This is a genomic window from Ferribacterium limneticum, from assembly GCF_020510565.1.
Classification (GTDB): Bacteria; Pseudomonadota; Gammaproteobacteria; order Burkholderiales; family Rhodocyclaceae; genus Azonexus; species Azonexus limneticus_B.
In genome coordinates this window covers 1,221,022-1,240,043 of record NZ_CP075189.1, presented here as the reverse complement: position 1 = coordinate 1,240,043, position 19,022 = coordinate 1,221,022, and the positions used below count along the sequence as shown (strand labels likewise).

The 19,022-nt window shown below is 60.7% G+C and carries 13 protein-coding genes; 8 read left to right on the top strand and 5 right to left on the bottom strand.

Annotation, left to right across the window (positions count from 1 at the left end; genetic code table 11):
- Window positions 1–14: 14 nt before the first annotated feature.
- A complete protein-coding gene (locus tag KI610_RS06015; RefSeq protein WP_226497754.1) occupies window positions 15–545 on the bottom strand; it encodes a rhodanese-like domain-containing protein in 531 nt (176 codons plus the stop codon).
- 394 nt (window positions 546–939) lie between these two features.
- Here KI610_RS06015 and KI610_RS06010 point away from each other — a divergent pair, with 394 nt between their 5' ends.
- Window positions 940–1,134, top strand: a complete 195-nt coding sequence (locus tag KI610_RS06010) for a hypothetical protein (RefSeq protein ID WP_226497753.1) — start codon at window positions 940–942, stop codon at window positions 1,132–1,134.
- A 48-nt stretch (window positions 1,135–1,182) separates the two neighbouring features.
- Here the strand turns inward: KI610_RS06010 and KI610_RS06005 are convergent, their stop codons facing one another.
- The 4 genes from KI610_RS06005 to KI610_RS05990 form a co-directional block, all read right to left on the bottom strand.
- On the bottom strand, window positions 1,183–1,461 hold the full coding sequence (locus KI610_RS06005; RefSeq protein ID WP_226497752.1) for a DUF2325 domain-containing protein: 279 nt from the start codon (window positions 1,459–1,461) through the stop codon (window positions 1,183–1,185).
- A gap of 611 nt (window positions 1,462–2,072) precedes the next feature.
- Complete coding sequence (locus tag KI610_RS06000) at window positions 2,073–6,443, bottom strand: DUF4062 domain-containing protein (RefSeq protein WP_226497751.1); 4,371 nt, start codon at window positions 6,441–6,443, stop codon at window positions 2,073–2,075.
- A gap of 238 nt (window positions 6,444–6,681) precedes the next feature.
- Window positions 6,682–7,815 (bottom strand): sigma-54 interaction domain-containing protein, encoded by a 1,134-nt coding sequence (locus tag KI610_RS05995; protein ID WP_226497750.1) that lies wholly within the window; start codon window positions 7,813–7,815, stop codon window positions 6,682–6,684.
- A gap of 194 nt (window positions 7,816–8,009) precedes the next feature.
- Window positions 8,010–8,225: a TOBE domain-containing protein gene (locus tag KI610_RS05990; RefSeq protein ID WP_226497749.1), complete on the bottom strand. Its 216-nt coding sequence runs from the start codon at window positions 8,223–8,225 to the stop codon at window positions 8,010–8,012.
- Window positions 8,226–8,701: 476 nt separating this feature from the next.
- On the opposite strand from KI610_RS05990, the gene KI610_RS20015 reads away from it, so the two are divergent.
- The 7 genes from KI610_RS20015 to KI610_RS05950 all read left to right on the top strand — a co-directional run bounded on the left by KI610_RS20015 (window position 8,702) and on the right by KI610_RS05950 (window position 19,019).
- Complete coding sequence (locus tag KI610_RS20015) at window positions 8,702–9,340, top strand: TonB family protein (protein ID WP_264179194.1); 639 nt, start codon at window positions 8,702–8,704, stop codon at window positions 9,338–9,340.
- A gap of 47 nt (window positions 9,341–9,387) precedes the next feature.
- Window positions 9,388–10,251, top strand: coding sequence for a MotA/TolQ/ExbB proton channel family protein (locus tag KI610_RS05975; RefSeq protein ID WP_226497748.1), 864 nt, complete (start codon window positions 9,388–9,390; stop codon window positions 10,249–10,251).
- A gap of 9 nt (window positions 10,252–10,260) precedes the next feature.
- Window positions 10,261–10,686, top strand: a complete 426-nt coding sequence (locus tag KI610_RS05970; protein WP_226497747.1) for an ExbD/TolR family protein — start codon at window positions 10,261–10,263, stop codon at window positions 10,684–10,686.
- A 26-nt stretch (window positions 10,687–10,712) separates the two neighbouring features.
- The gene (locus KI610_RS05965; RefSeq protein WP_226497746.1) at window positions 10,713–11,141 is read left to right on the top strand and encodes an ExbD/TolR family protein; all 429 of its coding nucleotides are present in this window, start codon (window positions 10,713–10,715) and stop codon (window positions 11,139–11,141) included.
- 121 nt (window positions 11,142–11,262) lie between these two features.
- Window positions 11,263–12,822, top strand: coding sequence for an MdtA/MuxA family multidrug efflux RND transporter periplasmic adaptor subunit (locus KI610_RS05960; protein ID WP_226497745.1), 1,560 nt, complete (start codon window positions 11,263–11,265; stop codon window positions 12,820–12,822).
- 9 nt (window positions 12,823–12,831) lie between these two features.
- On the top strand, window positions 12,832–15,924 hold the full coding sequence (locus KI610_RS05955) for an MdtB/MuxB family multidrug efflux RND transporter permease subunit (RefSeq protein ID WP_226497744.1): 3,093 nt from the start codon (window positions 12,832–12,834) through the stop codon (window positions 15,922–15,924).
- Window positions 15,921–19,019, top strand: a complete 3,099-nt coding sequence (locus KI610_RS05950) for a multidrug efflux RND transporter permease subunit (RefSeq protein ID WP_226497743.1) — start codon at window positions 15,921–15,923, stop codon at window positions 19,017–19,019. The genes KI610_RS05955 and KI610_RS05950 overlap by 4 nt, the downstream gene beginning before the upstream one ends.
- Window positions 19,020–19,022 lie beyond the last annotated feature (3 nt).

The window sequence follows — 19,022 nt, the reverse complement described above, 5'->3', positions numbered from 1 at the left end:
TGAAAATTTTTGAATCAGTCCTGAATCCACGGCAGGCCGGCGTTACGCCAGCCATTGAAGGCACCGCGTCGCTGCTGTTCGTCGAGATCGCCCTCGAACCCTTCGAGGATGTTGAAAACGTTCTTGAGTCCGCCTTTGGCCGCCGCTTCGGCCGCTGCTGCCGAACGCTTGCCGCTACGACAGAGCAGCAGCACAACATCGTCCTTGCCAGCCTTGCTTTCCAGTTCCTTGATGAAACGCGGGTTGCGCGACAGCGACAGCCCGGTCATCCAGGCGACGTGTTTCGTTTCCGGCACATGGCCGACGAATTTGCGCTCTTCGGCGGTTCGTACGTCGATCAACACCGCTTCGCCGGATTGGAACAGCGCCCAGGCATCCTGCGGCGTCACGCTGCCGGCATAGGGAAGATTGTCGGCAGCTGCCTGCTGGCGCGCCTGCTCAAGAATCGGCGAAGCGCCACCGGCGTTGCCACCTTCGGCAAACGAGGGCGACACCTGGGCAGACGATTGAGTGTCGGTAACTGCGTCGATAACTGCATCGGTCATGGCGATTCCTTTCGCTTTCGGCCAGCCGGAACAACCGGCCGCATGGGTATTTGGGGTCACTGAAAATGACTCAGTGATGTCTGTAGCCACCAATTTATTCCCCGCCGCTCATGCCCAGAACGAATAAAAATGCAGATCGATATAACGATCGCCGTAATAAGGATGTTGGCCAAAACCACCCGACGAGGGACTTGCCGGGAGTCACCGACGGCATATCGAAATAGCCAGAAATTCTTTGTCGACCGTGGGAATTCGCCGCAGAATTGCCCTGCACCGCCGGATTTAATCGATAACTTGCCAGGGCGGACGACAAATACTGGCTAAAGCGTCGCTCGCTCCAGCACTCTCCGGGAGCCGGCCTCGCCGGACACACCGGAGAGCAAGGAGCAACAAAATGGTTTTGACCCTCGAACTGCCGACCCGCCCGGCCACCAGCGATCTCTTCAACAACCTGTTCGCCAGCTACGAAAGCCGCTTCGGCGCCCTGCCGGCATGGCTCGACGAACTTTCCCGCAGCGATGCCAAATCCCTGTTGCGCCAGGCCTTGCGCCGCGGCGCCCCGCTCGCCCCGGCCGACTTGCCGTACTGAGCGAGGTGAAGGCGCTCCGGATTGCAACGGGGCGCCTTGTCCTTCCTTTTAGGCGAGGCCAGCCAACCCGCTGCTCAGTTGCCCGAGGCTGCGTTTGCTGAACACCACCGGCACCGCCATGTCGTCAGCCACCCGACGAATCTTGCGCACCAGCCCGTGGTTGATCTGATCGACCATCACCACGATGACCCGTGTATCGACCGGAATGGTGCGATGGCACTCCCCCGGCTTGCGCCCGCTCCAATGGCGAACCGGCTCATAGCCCTGCCCGGCCAGAAAGTCGCGGAACGAATCGACGCGATCACCCCCAACGATCAATGCAGCCATGACGCACCTCCTGTCTGTTCACAGCATCAATCTATCCAGAGCGGAACAGGTACGGAACGACGCAGTTGTTAACTGCTAATCCAGCGTCGACGTATAAGCATTAGCTCGAATCAGCACACTCGCGCCAGCCGAAAAAATGGCCCGCTACCGACAGGTAGCAGGCCTAAACGCAAGCGCGTGATGGAGAGAGAGATGAGTCGCACGAGACGAATGCAACTGCAGGACAGAAGATACGGCAGCCGAACTGCTACGAAAACGAATTAGATTGAATAAGCAAACAAGCGCGGCAGCGTGATCTTATTTACTGATCTCGGCGCCGGAGGGGTCACCTTTGCGCTGGTTACGGCCACAAGCTGAAGTTCGACTGCATAAGATAGCTGACGGTCAACCGACTGCTTGGCACGAAAACTTGCCGGATAGGCAACGGAAGCAACTGGCCGAGACGGCCGTTTGAGGGACTGGCTGATTTGGCCAGCAATGCGTCAACAAGCCGCCCTTCGACTATCAATCAGGTTGAATGGCTAATTCTCAGTCTTGCGAACTCAAACCTTGTGCCCATTGATATCATTCGCTATCCAACGGTAGCAACGACAGATTTCTGGGTGGACGCATCAACGCTTAAGGCGTCGCCGCGGTATCCTGTGGCGAATCCCAGCATTTGGAGTTCGCCGATCCAGACTCAAAGCCATCTCTGCTGCTGTCAACACATTGAACTCCAACAAGCGCTCAAATAACTCAACGCCGCGCAAGCTGATCTCACCTGGCATATCCTGCAAACGAAGGGCTACGGAAATAAGGGAGTCACAGTGGAATGCCCATCCGCTAGCTGTATCAGCAAGATGAGCCCCCACCGTATCAATTAATACGTGAGCCAAACTGGCTACTCGTATCGGCTGGTACTCAACAAGCTCTTCAAGAATTGCCGGGAAATGTTCGGCACGCCCATCCAGGAACAAGGCAGGATTTTCGGCAAGCGCATCCATTAACTCCCAGGTCAATCGATCTGGCGGCCATGCAGATCGGAGACGGAAAATTTCGCCCAATGCATCGCGAACCGGTTTTTCGTCGCTGGGCAGCAAACGTAACAAATAGCCATGCGCCAATGAACGAAAAGATGGCTCTTCCCACATGCGAATCACCGTGTGGGCTACTCCGGCTTTTTGCAAGGGTGCCTCCGGGGCAACGGAAACCAGCAGTTCCTCCAGTGTGTCGCTCAACCAAACTTCATTCTGGCGCCAAGCACGCCGCAGCATCAGCACCTCACCGCTCCCCTGAAGGCCTCTCTCCCCCTGTTTTGCCATCACAGCCAGCCAGCGCTTGGCGTAATCGGGAGAAATCCACCTTTGTAGTTCGGCCATTAAGCGAACGTCTCTTACCTCGCCAAAAATGGAGGGAAAAATCGCAAAAAGGCGATCAAGAAAAATCTGGGCACGCTCATGGTCAGCTTGATGCAAGTAGAAAAAATCATGGCTGGCAAAAGCTGACCACACCTGAGGTGCCTCACTGCGATTGAGGTGTTTCTCCAGAATATCCAGCCAACGATCTAATGCAGGCGGTGATGCAGAAAGGCAAACTTTCGACAGTGCCGCCAAAATCGGAAAATTCCCTCCCGGCAAAGCGGCAAGCCCTCCAAATCCCCATAGCACGCTGTTGTGAGGATCGTTTTTATCCTCTCGCTCAACAGTTTCAGATGCAGGATCGACGGATTCCAACCATCCCTCCAAGCTGTTCACTAGCGCCTGCGGAATCTTATTGGAGGAAGAAGCCAAAGACTTGATCGCGTAAGCAGCCGAATGTTTGAAGTGCTTACTGGAGAATCCTTTCTGGATCAGCTCCCCAATCAACGACAGGGTTTCATCGACAGAGAGCTTGGCCTTTGAAATATCACGAATTACATCGCTAACAGGGAGTTCGTTTCGGCCGGGTGTTAGCTGGCGAACTACTTCGATAACTTTTGCCGGATCGAATTCCAACATCCTTGCCAACGCCCCTCCCGCCTGGATCGCCCCTCCTTCCATGGAATAGCGAGGATGATCCCATCCTGTATCGTCAGTCAGTTCATCAAACAAGGCGAGAATGTCCGCGACCGGCGCTTTGGCCATTTGCTCCGCGCTGACCCGACTACCGATACAAGAAATTCCGGTGAATCGAATATCTTGATCTTCAGTATTCGGGAACGCACGCTCCTCCTCTCGAAGAAGCTGACGCCCTTTGGCGCTAAGTTTTTCTTCAGGGATGGAGCGCAACAAACGGTAGCGATGCTGCCGACAAGTTCTGAGGCGACGTAGTCGAATACTCGCATCGTCTTCGGGAAAATGGCCCTTGTAGTACTGCCATCCGATGATGGCCTCTTCCAATCGCGCCAGTTGTCCATCGTTCAGATGAGGAACCAGAGCACTGATCAGTGCTCTGCTCTCTTGATGGTGATCAGAATATGGTCCCAATACCAGTCGTCGGGAATCGGCACAAACATAGTCCAGCGCAAAATCAGCGTAGCTTTCCACGCACTCTGCCAATCCCATGACAAGAAGACGCTGGATGGGTAGCAAATCGACATCCTGATATTTCGCCATGAATTCGCAAAAGGCTGCTGGCTCTTTTTTTGCCCAACCGCGAACACCAACGGCAAAAGACTCCAGCAATGGCTGTTCATGACGCCAAGCTTCATCCGCCCAAGGATCGAGAAGCCCACCACATTGACGATAACCAATCAGAATCTGATGCTCTTGGGCTGCGGACTTCCCAAACAAGCTCAGCAGCATGGGCCAGACCCCACGGATGAAAGCTGTGGGCGCCGCTTCGGCAACAGCGGGAAGATCTCTCAAACTCTCTGACTCCAGGAGTTTCCTAACCGCTTCGGTACTATCACCTTCTTTCTGAACAGCCTGCCAGCGGCGCTGCAACCAAGCCACCAACAACCTTGGCGCCTCATCCGGGAAAAGCGCACTGACCATGCTGATAGCTTCATTGATGTGCCATTTCGCAACTTCGGTACGGCCAATGATCGTTTCCAACCTTGCCACCCAAGCCAAGTCCGCTGGAACGACATCGCTCTGTACCAGCAAAGTCCAACTTTGGGTGTCCAGCGCAGGATTAGGCAACCAGTAGCGGTCCACCAATGCCAAAACAGCTTCAGGCGCTAGTGCCAACGCCCGATCAAGAAGGTTCCTTACCTGATTACATTCATCCACAGGGCGTTGCATCAATAGCGGCAAGTACCCCGCCTCCATCTCTTTAAACCAGCCCAAACTTCCCGTCATGGCGCCTAGAAAGCGAGGCTGAAACCAGGGATCATCGAAATTGCCCCAGGCCAGTTGGACTTCACATGGCAGAGGAGCCTGTTGCATCCCCATGAATTCAACTAGCAGCATGCGCAAATGAGGGCGCAGCTCCGACTGCCATAACCGGCTCAACTCCTCCCCGTAGAGCCCCGGATCGGTGCGGCGCATATAGATCAAGGCATGCCAGAGTTGAGGACGTATACGCAAGCGGCTCTGCCCGGCCAACACCGCTTCTGTAAGCCGCCCACCCTGTTCCAAGAAACTGCGGGCACGCAAAAACTCATACCAAGTCTGATGCCGAAAACTAACTTTACCCTCGCTCTCCGGCTTGATTAGCAGTCCTTCCCTTTCCAGGTCCTGCAATTCCTGCTGGAGGTGTTCGAAACGCGCAGTCGGCAACCATAGGCTTTCCCGTTCCGCCATGCTCTCGGCCAGAGCAAGCATCAGTTCGCGCCGTCGTCCGCTGGGGTCGGCACGGATAACCCGCTCATCCCACAATTGCTGGAGCAAGCCTTGCAATCCTTGCGCCAAGTCAGGCTCATGGGTTCCCTGCAACAAGGACAAAAAAGCATTGAGAGCATGGGGTGAGCGAAGGGTCTCTCGCACTGCCTCTGCCCACGCTCCGGCATTCACACCGCGTTCACGCAACACCGCCTCGACTACACTCCATTCTGGCAAAGCCAGGGTAAGCGTATCCAGCTCAAAACGGCGTAGGGCTGGGTCATGGCGCTGCTCGAAAATCCGGCAGGAAGCAACCACATGGACCCGCTCAATACCGCGCAAATCGCGGATCAGATCGAGCAGCACCCGCAGACGCTCCGGCCGCTGGACAACCAACTCCGCCAAGGCATCGAGTTGATCGATCAAAACTACGACCGGCTGCTCCTGGGCAATACGCCGTACCATCGCTTCGACAGTTTGGGGAAGGCGCAACGCTTTTGCCAATTCACCAGCATTGGTAACTTCGCAGGGTAAGCAATCAGCCTTGATCCCGAGCACTGCCACCCCCTGAGCTAGCAGTTCATTGCCCCAGTGGGCCAACAGCGCCGATTTACCGCAGCCCGGCTCGCCCAGCAACAGCGTCACTGAATGTGTTTGGTTAGCAAAGATGCCCCGCAATTCATCTAGCTCGGGTGGCGCTAACCATTGGCCGCCCGGCAAAGTACTGGGCCATTGGAACAAATCAGCGGACGCCTGACACAAGCTAGCGACCAGACCGCACAATGGAAGAGCCAAGCCGAGCTTGGCGAGTTCTGCATCCACCGACTGCCCAAGTTTTTCGAGCAACTCTTCGGTATCCCCAAACAAACCAGGCCGGACAAGAGCATTGATTTCTTGATGAAATGCCACCACATCAGACATTTCTTCCTGATTGAACAAACTAGAATGCTCTGCGTCCGGCCGCGTAGTCCGCAAGGCAATTACCGGTATTTCATGTGCCCGTGCCTGTCGAAATTCCAGATGGGTGATTGAAAGCTGCTCTGGATTGTCATCTGTTGGAACAAAGCCTCGTCGATAGCCCTGTATCAATGTGACTAGCTGGCAGGCTGCTACATTGGCCAGACAACTCTTCAGCACGGGGTCGCTATCCGGCGCGTAACTATCAACCGGCTCATGCCCATTTCTAGCGAGCCAGTCCTTTACCGCCTGCCGTTCCCGGAAAAGGTCGTCCTTGGTGGAAGATATATAGATTCTGGCCATGCTGAATAAATACAACAAAAGAAGATCAGGGCGGCAATCTAACATGTACGAAGAACATCGCGGGCAGACGTGGCACGCGACGTGCCGAAGATCGGCATTGGGCACTTTGGTGTCGGCAACTCCAATCCCACGGCGAATCAAATCATCGCAAAATCAGCCTTGCGGGCACACCGGTCGAGACTTCCACGGTCAACCGGAAAAAAGCCCTAAAAATGAAATACTGAGCGGCCTGGGTTGCTTAGCCGGGATAGGCCACCACCTCGTTTTCGCCCAGCCGCAGCACCGTAGCCACCTCGTCGCCACCGTCCGGCCCTTCCGATTTGCCAGAGGCCAGCAGCCCGAAGCGCTTGAGTTGGGCGCGCAGGATGTTGCGTGAGATGCCGAGCAGGCGGGCGGTGCGTACCTGGTTGTTGTCGCAATGCTCGAAGGCGAGGCGGACCAGTGTTTCCTCGACCTGCTCGAACAGGTTGTCGCGGTTCTCGTCGAACATTTCTGTCAGTGCCTTGGACAATCGGCAACCGTCGTCCTCCTCGACCACGCTGGCCGGCCGCGAGCTGTTGAGCACCGGCACGCGCTCCTTGATGCGCAGGTCAGCCGAACGGATCACGCCATCGCGGCAGACGATCAGCGCGTAGTGGATGACATTTTCGAGTTCGCGGATATTGCCGGCCCAGCCGTAGCTGATCAGCGCCTGACGGGCGTTCGATGAAAACTCGATGGGTCCGAGGTGGAGCTTGGCCCGGTAGCTGTCCACGAAATGGCGGGCTAGCGGAATGATGTCGCCCGGCCGCTCGCGCAGTGGCGGCAGGTTGATCGTCGCAATATTGAGACGGTAATAAAGGTCGGCTCGGAAGTGCCCGGCCTCGACGGCGCTGACCAGATCGACGTTGGTCGCCGCGACCAGTCGGACATCGATATCGATCGGCTTGCGCGAACCAAGGCGGACGACCTGGCGTTCCTGCAGCACGCGCAGCAATTTGACCTGCATCGGCAGCGGCAGATCGCCGATTTCATCGAGGAACAAGGTGCCGTGCTGGGCCGCTTCGAACCAGCCCTGACGCTGGCCCTGGGCGCCGGTAAAAGCGCCGGCTTCATGGCCGAACAGTTCGGCTTCGATGAGGTTTTCGCTGAAGGCGCCACAATTCACTGCCACGAACGGGCCCGTGCGGCCGCTCTGGTTGTGCACATGGCGGGCGATCAGTTCCTTGCCGGTCCCGGTATCGCCGATGATCAGCACGGTCGCCTCGCTCGGCGCGATCAGCTCGGTGGTATTCAGGATATCGAGCGACACCGGATCGTTGAAAACCAGCGCCTTGGCGCGGATGGATAGCGGATGCGCCTGCGAATCCGGAAACGTCAGTACTTTGTTCATGATTGATACCCGATGGCGGCACGGTGAAAACCGCGCCTACCCCTTTCACTGAAAGGACACCTCCGACGGATTTCCGGCCTTGTGCCGAAAACCAGCCCCCTGTTCGCTCTACTGCGCCAACCTCGTGCTCCGGTCCGCCGCCTGACTGTCTGCGGTCTGGACTCGGCTCTTGCCTGATACCTAAACCAGCCGCCTTACAGCTTGGCGATGGAGACTTCGGTCGACTTGACCAGGGCCAGCACATCGGTACCGATCTGCAGATCGAGATCCTTGACCGAACGCGTGGTGATGACGGAGGTCACGATACCGAACGGCGTATCGACTTCGACTTCGGAAACCACCGGGCCCAGGATGATGTCCTTGACGGTGCCCTTGAACTGGTTGCGGGCGTTGATCAACTGGATGGTCATGCTCTTGTTCCTTTCGACTGTTGGGATACTTTCGGTTTCTGCCCTGCGTGCTGGCCAAAGCGCCCGTGAAACGTGCCATCAGGACTTTCCGGAGCCAGACCAGCAGTCATGGCGTAAATGGAGGTTAAGACCGATAACGCAGTGCAGCAAAGACAGTTTTCCTATAAGCATTTTCAGCGGCCGATTCGAAGTGATTGCCGCCAGCCAGCAACTGTTTCTGACGCAACACCCGCGCCGTTTCAACTGTTGCCAGCGCAGCAGCCCGGCTCGCCGGGCAAGGCCGGCAGCGCTCGGCCGCAGACCGCCCTTATCAGAAAACTTTCTGATATTTCCGTGCCTTAGCAACATTCCTTCTGAGCAATATCGATTCGGGCATGGCTCCTGCTGCACCACAGCACATCGAGGATGGCGCTCGCCCTGCACCTCAAGGGAAAGCAGCGGCGCCATCACCCACCCGCTTTCGAGAATCAGTATCCATGAACTACGCACCCAGCTACGCCGAACAGCAACGTGACCCGCGCAAGCACCTGGTCGGGATCTCCACGGTTGTCGTCTTCCATTTCGTTCTTGTTTACGCCTTGGCCAATGGCTTGGGCCGCAAGGTCGTCGAAGTTTTCAAGGCGCCGCTCGACGTCAGCATCATCGAGGAGATCAAGACCCCGCCGCCCCCACCACCGCCCAAGATCGTCAAGGTGCAGACCAAGGTCAGTGCCCCGCCACCACCAGCTTACGTGCCGAGAACTGAAACCCAGGTCCAGGCGCCGACGCCGCCGATCACGACGACCGCGGAAGTCCGCCCCGAGCCACCGCCGGCCCCGCCCGCCCCGGCCCCGGAGCCTGCCAAGCCGGCCCAGGTCAATATCGCCGTGGCTTGCCCGAACCATCAGTCGGTCCCGGTCAACGTGCCCAAGCAGGCCATCCGCATGGGCCTGTCGGGTCAGGTGCTGGCCGAGTTCACGGTTGCCGCCAGCGGCGAGGTCAAGGATATCGGCATCGTCCAGACCTCCAATTCGGTTTTCAACCAGGCCGCCATTGGCGCCATTTCCAAATACCGCTGCGTCGGCCAGGGACGGGATGTGCGCGTCCGCGTTCCCTTCGTCTTCCGCAACGAATAAGTCGTCAAAACAAATCACCCCATTCGAAATTCACAGGAGAAGTCACCATGTCCCGCCTCACCAGCATCCGCAAATTCACTGCCGCCCTGTTCATCACGGTCGCCTCCCTCGCGGCCGGCAGCGTTCTCGCCCAGGCCTCCCCGGCACCGGCCACCGTCGAAATCACCAAGGCTGCCCCCGAAGCCAGCACTAAGGAAACCGTAGACAACCCCTATGGCATCGACGCCCTGTGGAAAGGTGGCGACGCGGTCGCCAAGGGCACGCTGGCCATCCTGCTCATCATGTCCTTCGGCAGCTGGCTGATCATTTTCACCAAGCTCTACGAGCAGCAAAAGCTGGTCAAGCAAGGCAAGAAGGCCAATGAAACCTTCTGGGCAGCCGGCGGCGTCGATCAGGCCATCGAATCGCTCGACACGAGCAGCGCCTACCACTTCATCGCCAAGAGCGGCTCGGATGCCACCGCCAACCACCGCGGCCTGCTCGGCTACATCGACCTCAACGACTGGATCCAGCTATCGATTCACCGCTCGATCGACAACGTCCAGAGCCGCCTGCAGGATGGCCTCGCCTTCCTCGCCACCGTCGGTTCGACGGCGCCCTTCGTCGGCCTGTTCGGCACCGTCTGGGGGATCTACCACGCGCTGACCGCCATCGGCATTGCCGGCCAGGCCTCCATCGACAAGGTGGCCGGCCCGGTTGGCGAAGCGCTGATCATGACCGCCATCGGCCTCGCCGTCGCCGTGCCGGCCGTGCTCGGCTACAACTGGCTGGTCCGCCGCAACAAGTCGGCGCTGGAAAGCGTCCGCACCTTCGGCGCCGAACTCCACGCCGTGCTGCTCGGGGCTGCCGCCGAACGCCGCAGCGAACGTTCGCCCAAATCCGTGAGCGCCATCCGCGCCATTTCAATCTAAGGAAACGCCATGGGAATGCATGTCGGAACAGCGGACGACGAGGACGAAATCCTGTCCGCCATCAACACCACGCCGCTGGTCGATGTGATGCTGGTTTTGCTGATCATTTTCCTGATCACCATCCCGGTCGTCACCCACACGGTTCCCGTCGAACTGCCCAAGGAGCGCAGCCAGCCGCGCATCACCAAGCCGGAGAACATCAACCTGTCGGTGGCCGGCAACGGCAAGGTGTACTGGAACGAGAAGGAAATCGCCGGCCAGGAAGCCCTGGTCAGCGAACTCAAGAAGGTCGCCGTGCTTGACCCGCAACCGGAAGTCCAGATTCGCGGTGACGGTGCCGCACCCTACGAATACGTCGGCAAGGTCGTTCTGGCCGGGCAGCGTGCCGGCATCGTCAAGCTTGGCTTCATCACCGAACCCCCGCCGCGCCAGTAAGCGCCGGCAAGAGAAGGAGCAACAAAATGGCTATGGCCGTAGGTTCAGGCAGTAAATCCGGCGAGCCGGAAATCATGGCGGAGATCAATACGACGCCGCTGATCGACGTCATGCTGGTGCTGCTCATCATGCTGATCATCACCATCCCGACCCAGCTTCACTCGGTGAATCTGAACATGCCGGTCGGCAACCCGCCGCCACCGAGCACGCCACCGGAGATCGTCAAGATCAACATCGAGCCGAGCGGCAACGTGTTGTGGAACGGCGAAACGCTGGCTGACTTCGGCACGCTCGAAAGCCGTCTGGCCCTGGCCTCGACCCAGGCCGTGCAGCCTGAACTGCACATTCGCCCGGACAAGAAGGTGCCCTATCGCCATGTTGCAGCAGTGATGTCGTCGGTGCAGCGCAAGGGATTGACCAAGGTGGGGTTGGTCGGCGCCGAACAGTTCCTTTGATCGGCCGCCCGTAGCGGGCAGCCAGCCGAAATCTCCGGCAGAGCGTGGGCATCCCCGCTCTGCCTTGTTGTGAATAGCCGGGGGAATCGCCCGGTTCAAATAGAAACCTGAAAGCAGATTCATGGGTATCACGGACAAACTGAAATTCAAGCTGAACCGCCGGGCCGGGATCATTGCCCTGCTCGGCTCGGTGCTGCTCATCGGAGGCGGCAGTGCGGCGGTCTATTACACGCAGGGCGGTGATGGCCAGAGCGCAACACCGGGCAGCGGACAACGCGGGCCGGGCGGCCGGCGGGGCGACCGCGCGGGCAATCGTCCGCAGCCGGTCAAGGCCAGCGAAGCGAAGCTTGGCGACCTCGATATCGTGGTCAGCGCGCTGGGTACCGTTACCGCATCCAACACCGCGACGGTCAAGCCACGCGTCGATGGGCAACTCATCCGTATCAATTTCCGCGAAGGCCAGCAGGTCAAATCCGGCGACCTGCTCGCCGAAATCGATCCGCGCCAGTACCAGATCCAGCTTGATCAGGTCAGCGGCCAGCTGACCAAGGACGAAGCCCTGCTCGCCGCCGCCAGGGTTGACCTTGAACGCTACCGCAACCTTCTGAGCAAGGACTCCATCGCCAAGCAGCAGGTCGATACCCAGGAAGCGCTGGTCCGCCAATACCGCGGGGTGGTCGAGGCCGACAAGGCGCAAGTCGACAACGCCCGCCTGCAACTCGGTTTTACCCGCGTCACCGCCCCGGCCGCCGGCCGCCTTGGGCTGCGCCAGGTCGATGTCGGCAACAACGTGCGCGCCGCGGATGCCACCGGCCTCGTCGTCATCACCCAGACCCAGCCGATCAACACCGTCTTCGCCATCCCGGCCGAAAGCGTCGGCAATGTGGTGAACAAGATCGGGAAGGGCGAGACGCTCGCTGTCGAAGCTTGGGACCGCGATGGCCGCACCCTGCTGACCACCGGCAAGCTGCTCAGTGTCGACAACCAGATCGATGTCGCCACCGGCACCGTCAAGCTAAAGGCCGAGTTCGCCAACAAGGACAACAGCCTTTTCCCCAACCAGTTCGTCAATATCAAGCTCAAGGTCGAAACCCGTGCCGCCAGCCTGCTGGTGAATACGGCGGCGGTCCAGCGCAATGCCGAGGGGACTTTCGTCTATGTCATCAACCGGGAAGAGCAGACCGTCGATCCGCGTCCGGTTCGGCTTGGTCCGACCAACGGCGAAGTCGTCGCCGTCGATAGCGGCCTGAAAGTGGGCGATCTGGTCGTTGTCGACGGGGCCGACCGCCTGCGTCCCGGTGGCAAGGTCGATGTCCTGAGCACCGATGGCAAGTCGAATGCCGATGAGCGTAAAACCGACACGGGCGAAGGCAATCAGGGTGGCGAACGCCGCCGGCGCCGCGACGCAGGCGAAGAAAAGGCATCTACCGCCAGCCCGGCACCTCAGGCTGGAGCAGAGCCCAGCGCAGCAGAAAACCCCGACCGCCCGCGTCGTGCTCGCGACGAGAGCAACGGCAATACAGCCGGCGGAGCCCCGACGCAGACCGCGCAAGCCGCACCGGAGGGCGAACGCCGCGGTCAACGCCGCTGCGCGCCCGAAAACATCGCCAACGACCCGGAGGCTGCCGCCCGTTGCGAACGTTTCCGCAAGATGCGCGAAGGCGGACGCCGTGGCGAATAAGGCAGGCCGATGAACCCCTCGCGCCTCTACATCCTGCGCCCGGTCGCCACCTCGCTGCTCATGGTGGCGATCCTGCTCGCCGGGCTGGTCGGCTACCGCCTGTTGCCGATTTCGGCACTGCCCGAAGTCGAATACCCGACCATCCAGATTTCGACGCTCTACCCGGGTGCCAGCCCCGAGGTCGTCGCCTCGTCGATCACCGCCCCGCTCGAACGCCAGCTCGGCCAGATTGCCGGGCTGAACCAGATGTCCTCGTCGAGTTCCGGCGGCGCTTCGGTCATCACCCTGCAGTTTTCGCTCGGCCTTGGCCTCGACACGGCGCAGCAGGAAGTCCAGGCGGCGATCAACGCCGCCAGCGCCTTCCTGCCCAACGACCTGCCGATGCCGCCGGTGTTCAACAAGGTCAATCCGGCCGATGCGCCGGTCATCACGCTGGCTATTTCGTCCAGCTCACTGCCGCTGCCCAAGGTCGAGGATCTGGTCAATACCCGTCTCGCCCAGAAAATCTCGCGCATTGCCGGTGTCGGTCTGGTCAGCATCGGCGGCGGCCAGCGCCCTGCCGTCCGCATCCAGGCCAATCCGCAGGCTCTTGCCTCTCAGGGCATCAATCTCGAAGACCTGCGTACTGCCATCGGCAATGCCAACGTCAACATGGCCAAGGGCGGCTTCGACGGGCCGATCCGCGCCTCGACCATCGATTCCAACAGCCAGCTCAAGTCGGCCGCCGAGTACCGCGACCTGATCATCGCCTGGAAAAACGGTGCCCCGGTCCGCCTCGGCGACGTCGCCGAACTGGTTGAAGGCGCCGAAAACAACCGCCTCGCTGCCTGGGCCGACCGCAAGCCGGCCATCATCCTGAACATCCAGCGCCAGCCCGGCGCCAATGTCATCGAGACGGTCGACCGGATAAAACAGCTATTACCGCAATTGCAGGCCTCGCTGCCGGCGACCGTCGAGCTGCGCCTGCTCACCGACCGCACGACGACCATCCGCGCCTCGGTGCACGACGTGCAGACCGAACTCTTCCTCGCCGTGGCGCTGGTCGTCATGGTCATCTTCGTTTTCCTGCGCAACGTGCCGGCGACCATCATTCCGAGCGTCGCCGTGCCGCTGTCGCTGGTCGGCACTTTCGGCGTGATGTACCTGGCCGGCTTCTCGATCAACAACCTGACCCTGATGGCGCTGACCATCGCCACCGGCTTCGTCGTCGACGATGCCATCGTGATGATCGAGAACATCGCCCGCTACATCGAGGAAGGCGATTCGCCGATGGAAGCGGCGCTCAAAGGCTCGGCGCAGATTGGCTTCACGATCATCTCGCTGACCATCTCGCTGATCGCCGTGCTCATTCCCCTGCTCTTCATGGGCGACGTGGTCGGCCGCCTGTTCCGCGAATTTGCCATCACGCTGGCCGCGTCCATCCTGATTTCGGCCGTCGTTTCGCTGACCCTGACGCCGATGATGTGCGCCCGCCTGCTCCACCATGTGCCGGAAGAAAAGCATGGCCACTTCTTCCGCATCACCGGCGCCTGCATCGACAACACCATCGCCCGCTACGCCGTGGCCCTGCGCTGGGTGCTGCAGCACCAGACGCTGACGCTGGCCGTCGCCATCGGCACGCTGGTGCTCACCGTCGTGCTCTACATCGCCATTCCCAAGGGTTTCTTCCCGGTGCAGGATACCGGGCTGATCCAGGGCATTACCGAAGCGACGCAGAGCGTCTCGTTTTCGGCCATGGCCAACCGCCAGCAGGGCGTCGTCGATACCATCCTCGAAGACCCGGCGGTGGACAGCGTGTCGTCGATCATCGGCGTCGATGGCGTCAACACCACGCTGAACAGTGGCCGTCTGCTGATCAGCCTCAAACCTTGGCACGAACGCGATGCCGATGCCTCGACCGTGATCCGCCGGCTGCAATCCCATCTGGTCGGCGTGGGCGGCATCACGACCTACATGCAGCCGGTGCAGGATCTGACCATCGAAAGCCGGGTCAGCCGCACGCAATACCAGTTCAGCGTCGAAGGTACCGACCCGGCCGAACTGGGGGCATCGCTGCATCGCCTGGTCAAACGCCTTAAAGAGGTGCCGGAACTGGCCGATGTCGCCAGCGACTGGCAGGACGAAGGCCGCCAGGCCTATGTCGAGATCGACCGCGACAACGCCGGCCGGCTCGGCATCACCACCGCCGCCATCGACAACGCGCTGTACAACGCCTTCGGTCAACGCCTGATTTCAACCATTTTCACGCAGTCGAACCTGTACCGCGTCGTGCTCGAAGTGAAACCGGAATTCAAGCGCGGGCTGGAAGGTCTGAACAGCCTTTACCTCGTCGGCGCCAATGGCGCCCAGGTGCCGCTTGCCTCGGTCGCCCGCATCAGCGAACGGCCGGCCCTGCTCTCGATCAACCACATCGGCCAGTTCCCGGCGGCTACGGTGTCCTTCAACCTGGCGCCGGGCACTTCGCTCGGCGAGGCGGTGACGGCCATTCGCGGCGTCCAGGCCGAACTCGATCTGCCGCCCAGCATCGGCCTGCGCTTCCAGGGCGCCGCCCAGGCTTTCCAGGCCTCGCAGTCGAGCACGCTGTGGCTGATCGTCGCCGCCATCATCACCATGTACATCGTGCTCGGCGTACTCTACGAGAGCTACATCCACCCGATCACCATCCTCTCCACACTGCCCTCGGCCGGCGTCGGGGCGCTGCTCGCCCTGTTCATCTGCCGGACCGACCTCGGCATCATCGGCATCATCGGCATCATCCTGCTGATCGGCATCGTCAAGAAAAACGCCATCATGATGATCGACTTCGCCCTCGAAGCCGAACGTGAACAGGGCAAGTCGGCCGACGAGGCGATCTATGAAGCCTGTCTGCTGCGCTTCCGCCCCATCCTGATGACGACGCTGGCCGCCCTGCTCGGCGCTCTACCGCTCATGCTCGGTACCGGCGTCGGCTCCGAACTGCGCCAGCCGCTGGGCATCACCATGGTCGGCGGACTGATCGTCTCGCAGGTGCTGACGCTGTTCACGACGCCGGTCATCTATCTTGCCTTTGACCGCCTGGCCAAGCGCATCGAGGCCTGGCGTCTGGAGAGGAAAACCGCATGAGCTTTTCTGCCAGGTTCGTCCACCGCCCGGTCGCCACCACGCTGCTGACGCTGGGCATCGCCCTGCTCGGTGTCGCGGCCTTTTTCCAGTTGCCGGCGGCCCTGCTGCCGCAGGTCGAATTCCCGACCATTTCGGTGCGCGCTTCGTTGCCCGGGGCCAGCCCGGAAACGATGGCGGCGACGGTGGCGACGCCGCTCGAACGGGCGCTGGGTTCGATTGCCGGGGTCAATGAGATCACCTCGAACAGTTCGCAGGGTGCCGTCGATGTCACGTTGCAATTCGACCTGAGCCGCAGCATCAACGGTGCGGCCAAGGACATGCAGGCCGCCATCAATGCCTCGCGTGCCCAGTTGCCGAGCGGCATGACGGGCAACCCTTCCCTGCGCAAGGTGAATCCCAATGATTCGCCAGTCATGGTTCTTTCGCTGACCTCCGACGTGCTGTCGCGTTCCCAGGTTTATGACGCTGCAGTCACCATCCTTGGACAGAAACTTTCGCAAATCGAAGGCGTCGGGCAGGTCAATGTCGGCGGCAGTTCCCTGCCTGCCGTGCGCATCGAACTGAATCCGCAGGCCCTGGCCCGCGCCGGCATCAGCCCGGAAACCGTGCGCACGGCCGTCGCCAACACCAATGTCAATCGGCCGAAAGGCCTGCTCGACGACGGCCAGCACAACTGGCAGATCGGTGCCAACGACCAGGCGACACGCGCCGCCGATTACGTTCCGACCATCATTTCGTGGAAGGACGGCGCCGCCATCCGCCTCGGCGATGTCGCCGAAGTGCGCGACGGCGCACAGGACATTCGCAACGCCGGGCTGACCAACGGCAAGCCGTCCGTCCTGCTCATGGTCAGTCGCCAGCCCGGCGCCAACATCATCGCCACCGTCGACCGCGTGCGCGCCCGACTGCCGCAGTTACAGGCGGCGATCCACCAGGACATCAAGCTCGAAGTCGCCCAGGACCGCAGTGTGACCATCCGCGCCTCGCTGCGCGATGTCGGCGCCAGCCTGGCCATTTCGGTCGGCCTCGTCATCATGGTTGTCATGCTCTTCCTGCGCGACCGCCGCGCCGCACTGATCCCGGCCGTTGCCGTGCCGGTGTCGCTGATCGGCACGCTGTCGGTCATGTACATGGCCGGCTTCAGTTTGAATAATCTGTCTTTAATGGCGTTGACCGTAGCAACCGGCTTCGTCGTCGACGACGCGGTGGTCGTCCTCGAGAACATCACCCGCCATATCGAGAAGGGGCTGTCGCCGCTCGAAGCGGCGCTCAAGGGCGTGCGCGAAGTGGCTTTCACGGTTGTTTCGATGACCCTGTCGCTGATCGCCGCCTTCATCCCCATTCTGTTCATGGGTGGCATCGTCGGCCGCCTGTTCCGCGAATTTGCCGTGACCCTGGCCGCGGCCGTCCTCGTTTCGCTGGTCGTTTCGCTGGCCACCACGCCGATGATGTGCTCGCGCCTGCTCCGTTCGCGCGACGATTTCCAGGAAGGCCGCCTGTCCATAATGGTCAGTCGCGGCATCGCTGCCTTGCAGGCCGGCTACCGGCGCAGCCTGGCCTGGTCGCTCGATCACGGGCTGGTGATGATGGCGGTTCTGGCTTCGGCCGTGGCGCTCAACGTATATCTCTACAACATCGTGCCCAAGGGATTCTTCCCGCAACAGGACACTGGGCGGCTGAGCGGCCAGGTGCAGGCCGACCAGAGCAGTTCCTTCCAGTCCATGCAGGAGAAGCTGGCCGATTTCATCGACATCGTGCGCAAGGACCCGGCGGTGGCCAATGTCGCCGGCTTCACCGGCGGCGGCCGGCGCAATTCGGCGCAGCTTTTCATCTCGCTGAAACCATTGAACGAACGCGGCGTTTCTGCCGAGCAGGTCATCGAACGCCTGCGCCGGCCGCTGTCGCAAGTCGCCGGCGCCAGCCTCTTCCTGCAGTCGGTGCAGGAAATCCGCATCGGCGGCCGGCAAAGCAATTCGCAGTACCAATACACCCTGCTCTCCGACGATCTGGAAGGGCTGCGCAACTGGGAACCGAAAATCCGCAAGGCGCTCTCCGAACTGCCGGAACTGGCCGACGTGAACACCGACCGCCAAGACAAGGGCCTGCAAACCACCCTGTCCGTCGACCGCGAACTGGCCGCCCGCCTTGGCCTGACTCAGCGCAGCATCGATACCGTGCTCAACGATTTCTTCGGTCAGCGCCTGATCTCGACCATCTACAACCCGCTCAACCAGTACCGCGTCGTCATGGAAGCGGCTCCGCGCTACTGGCAGAGCCCGGAAGCGTTGTCCGACATCATCCTGGTCACGCCGACCGGCAGCCAGGTGCCGCTGTCGGCCATCGCCCGCTGGGAGCAGACCTTCGCGCCGCTGTCCATCGCCCACCAGAGCCAGTTCGCCGCCTCGACGATCAGCTTCGCGCTGCCCGTCGGCGTCTCGCTAGGCGATGCGACGCTGGCGATCAACGACGCCATGGCCCAGCTTGGCGTCCCCAACTCGATCTACGGTTCGTTCGAGGGCGCGGCCAAGGCCTTCCAGGCCTCAATGGCCAGCCAGCCGCTGCTCATACTCGGCGCCATCATCGCCGTCTATCTGGTGCTCGGCATCCTCTACGAAAGCCTGATTCACCCGCTGACCATCCTGTCCACACTGCCCTCGGCCGGCATCGGTGCCCTGCTCGCCCTGCTCCTGTTCAAGACCGAATTCTCGGTCATCGCGCTGATCGGCGTCATCCTGCTCATCGGCATCGTCAAGAAGAACGCCATCATCATGGTGGACTTCGCGCTGCAGGCCGAACGCGAGGGCAATCTGAGCCCGCGCCAAGCCATCTTCGAAGCCTGCCAGCTGCGCTTCCGGCCGATCATGATGACCACGCTGGCCGCCCTTTTTGGCGCCATTCCGCTCGCCCTGGGCAGTGGCGACGGCGCCGAACTGCGCCAGCCGCTCGGCATCGCCATCGTTGGCGGCCTGATCATCAGCCAGCTATTGACGCTGTACACGACGCCGGTCGTCTATCTCTACCTTGATCGTTTCCGCCTGTGGGCGCACGCCCTGAAAAAGCGGCGCGCCGCCTCCGTCGCGGCCGAAGCCCTGTAACCC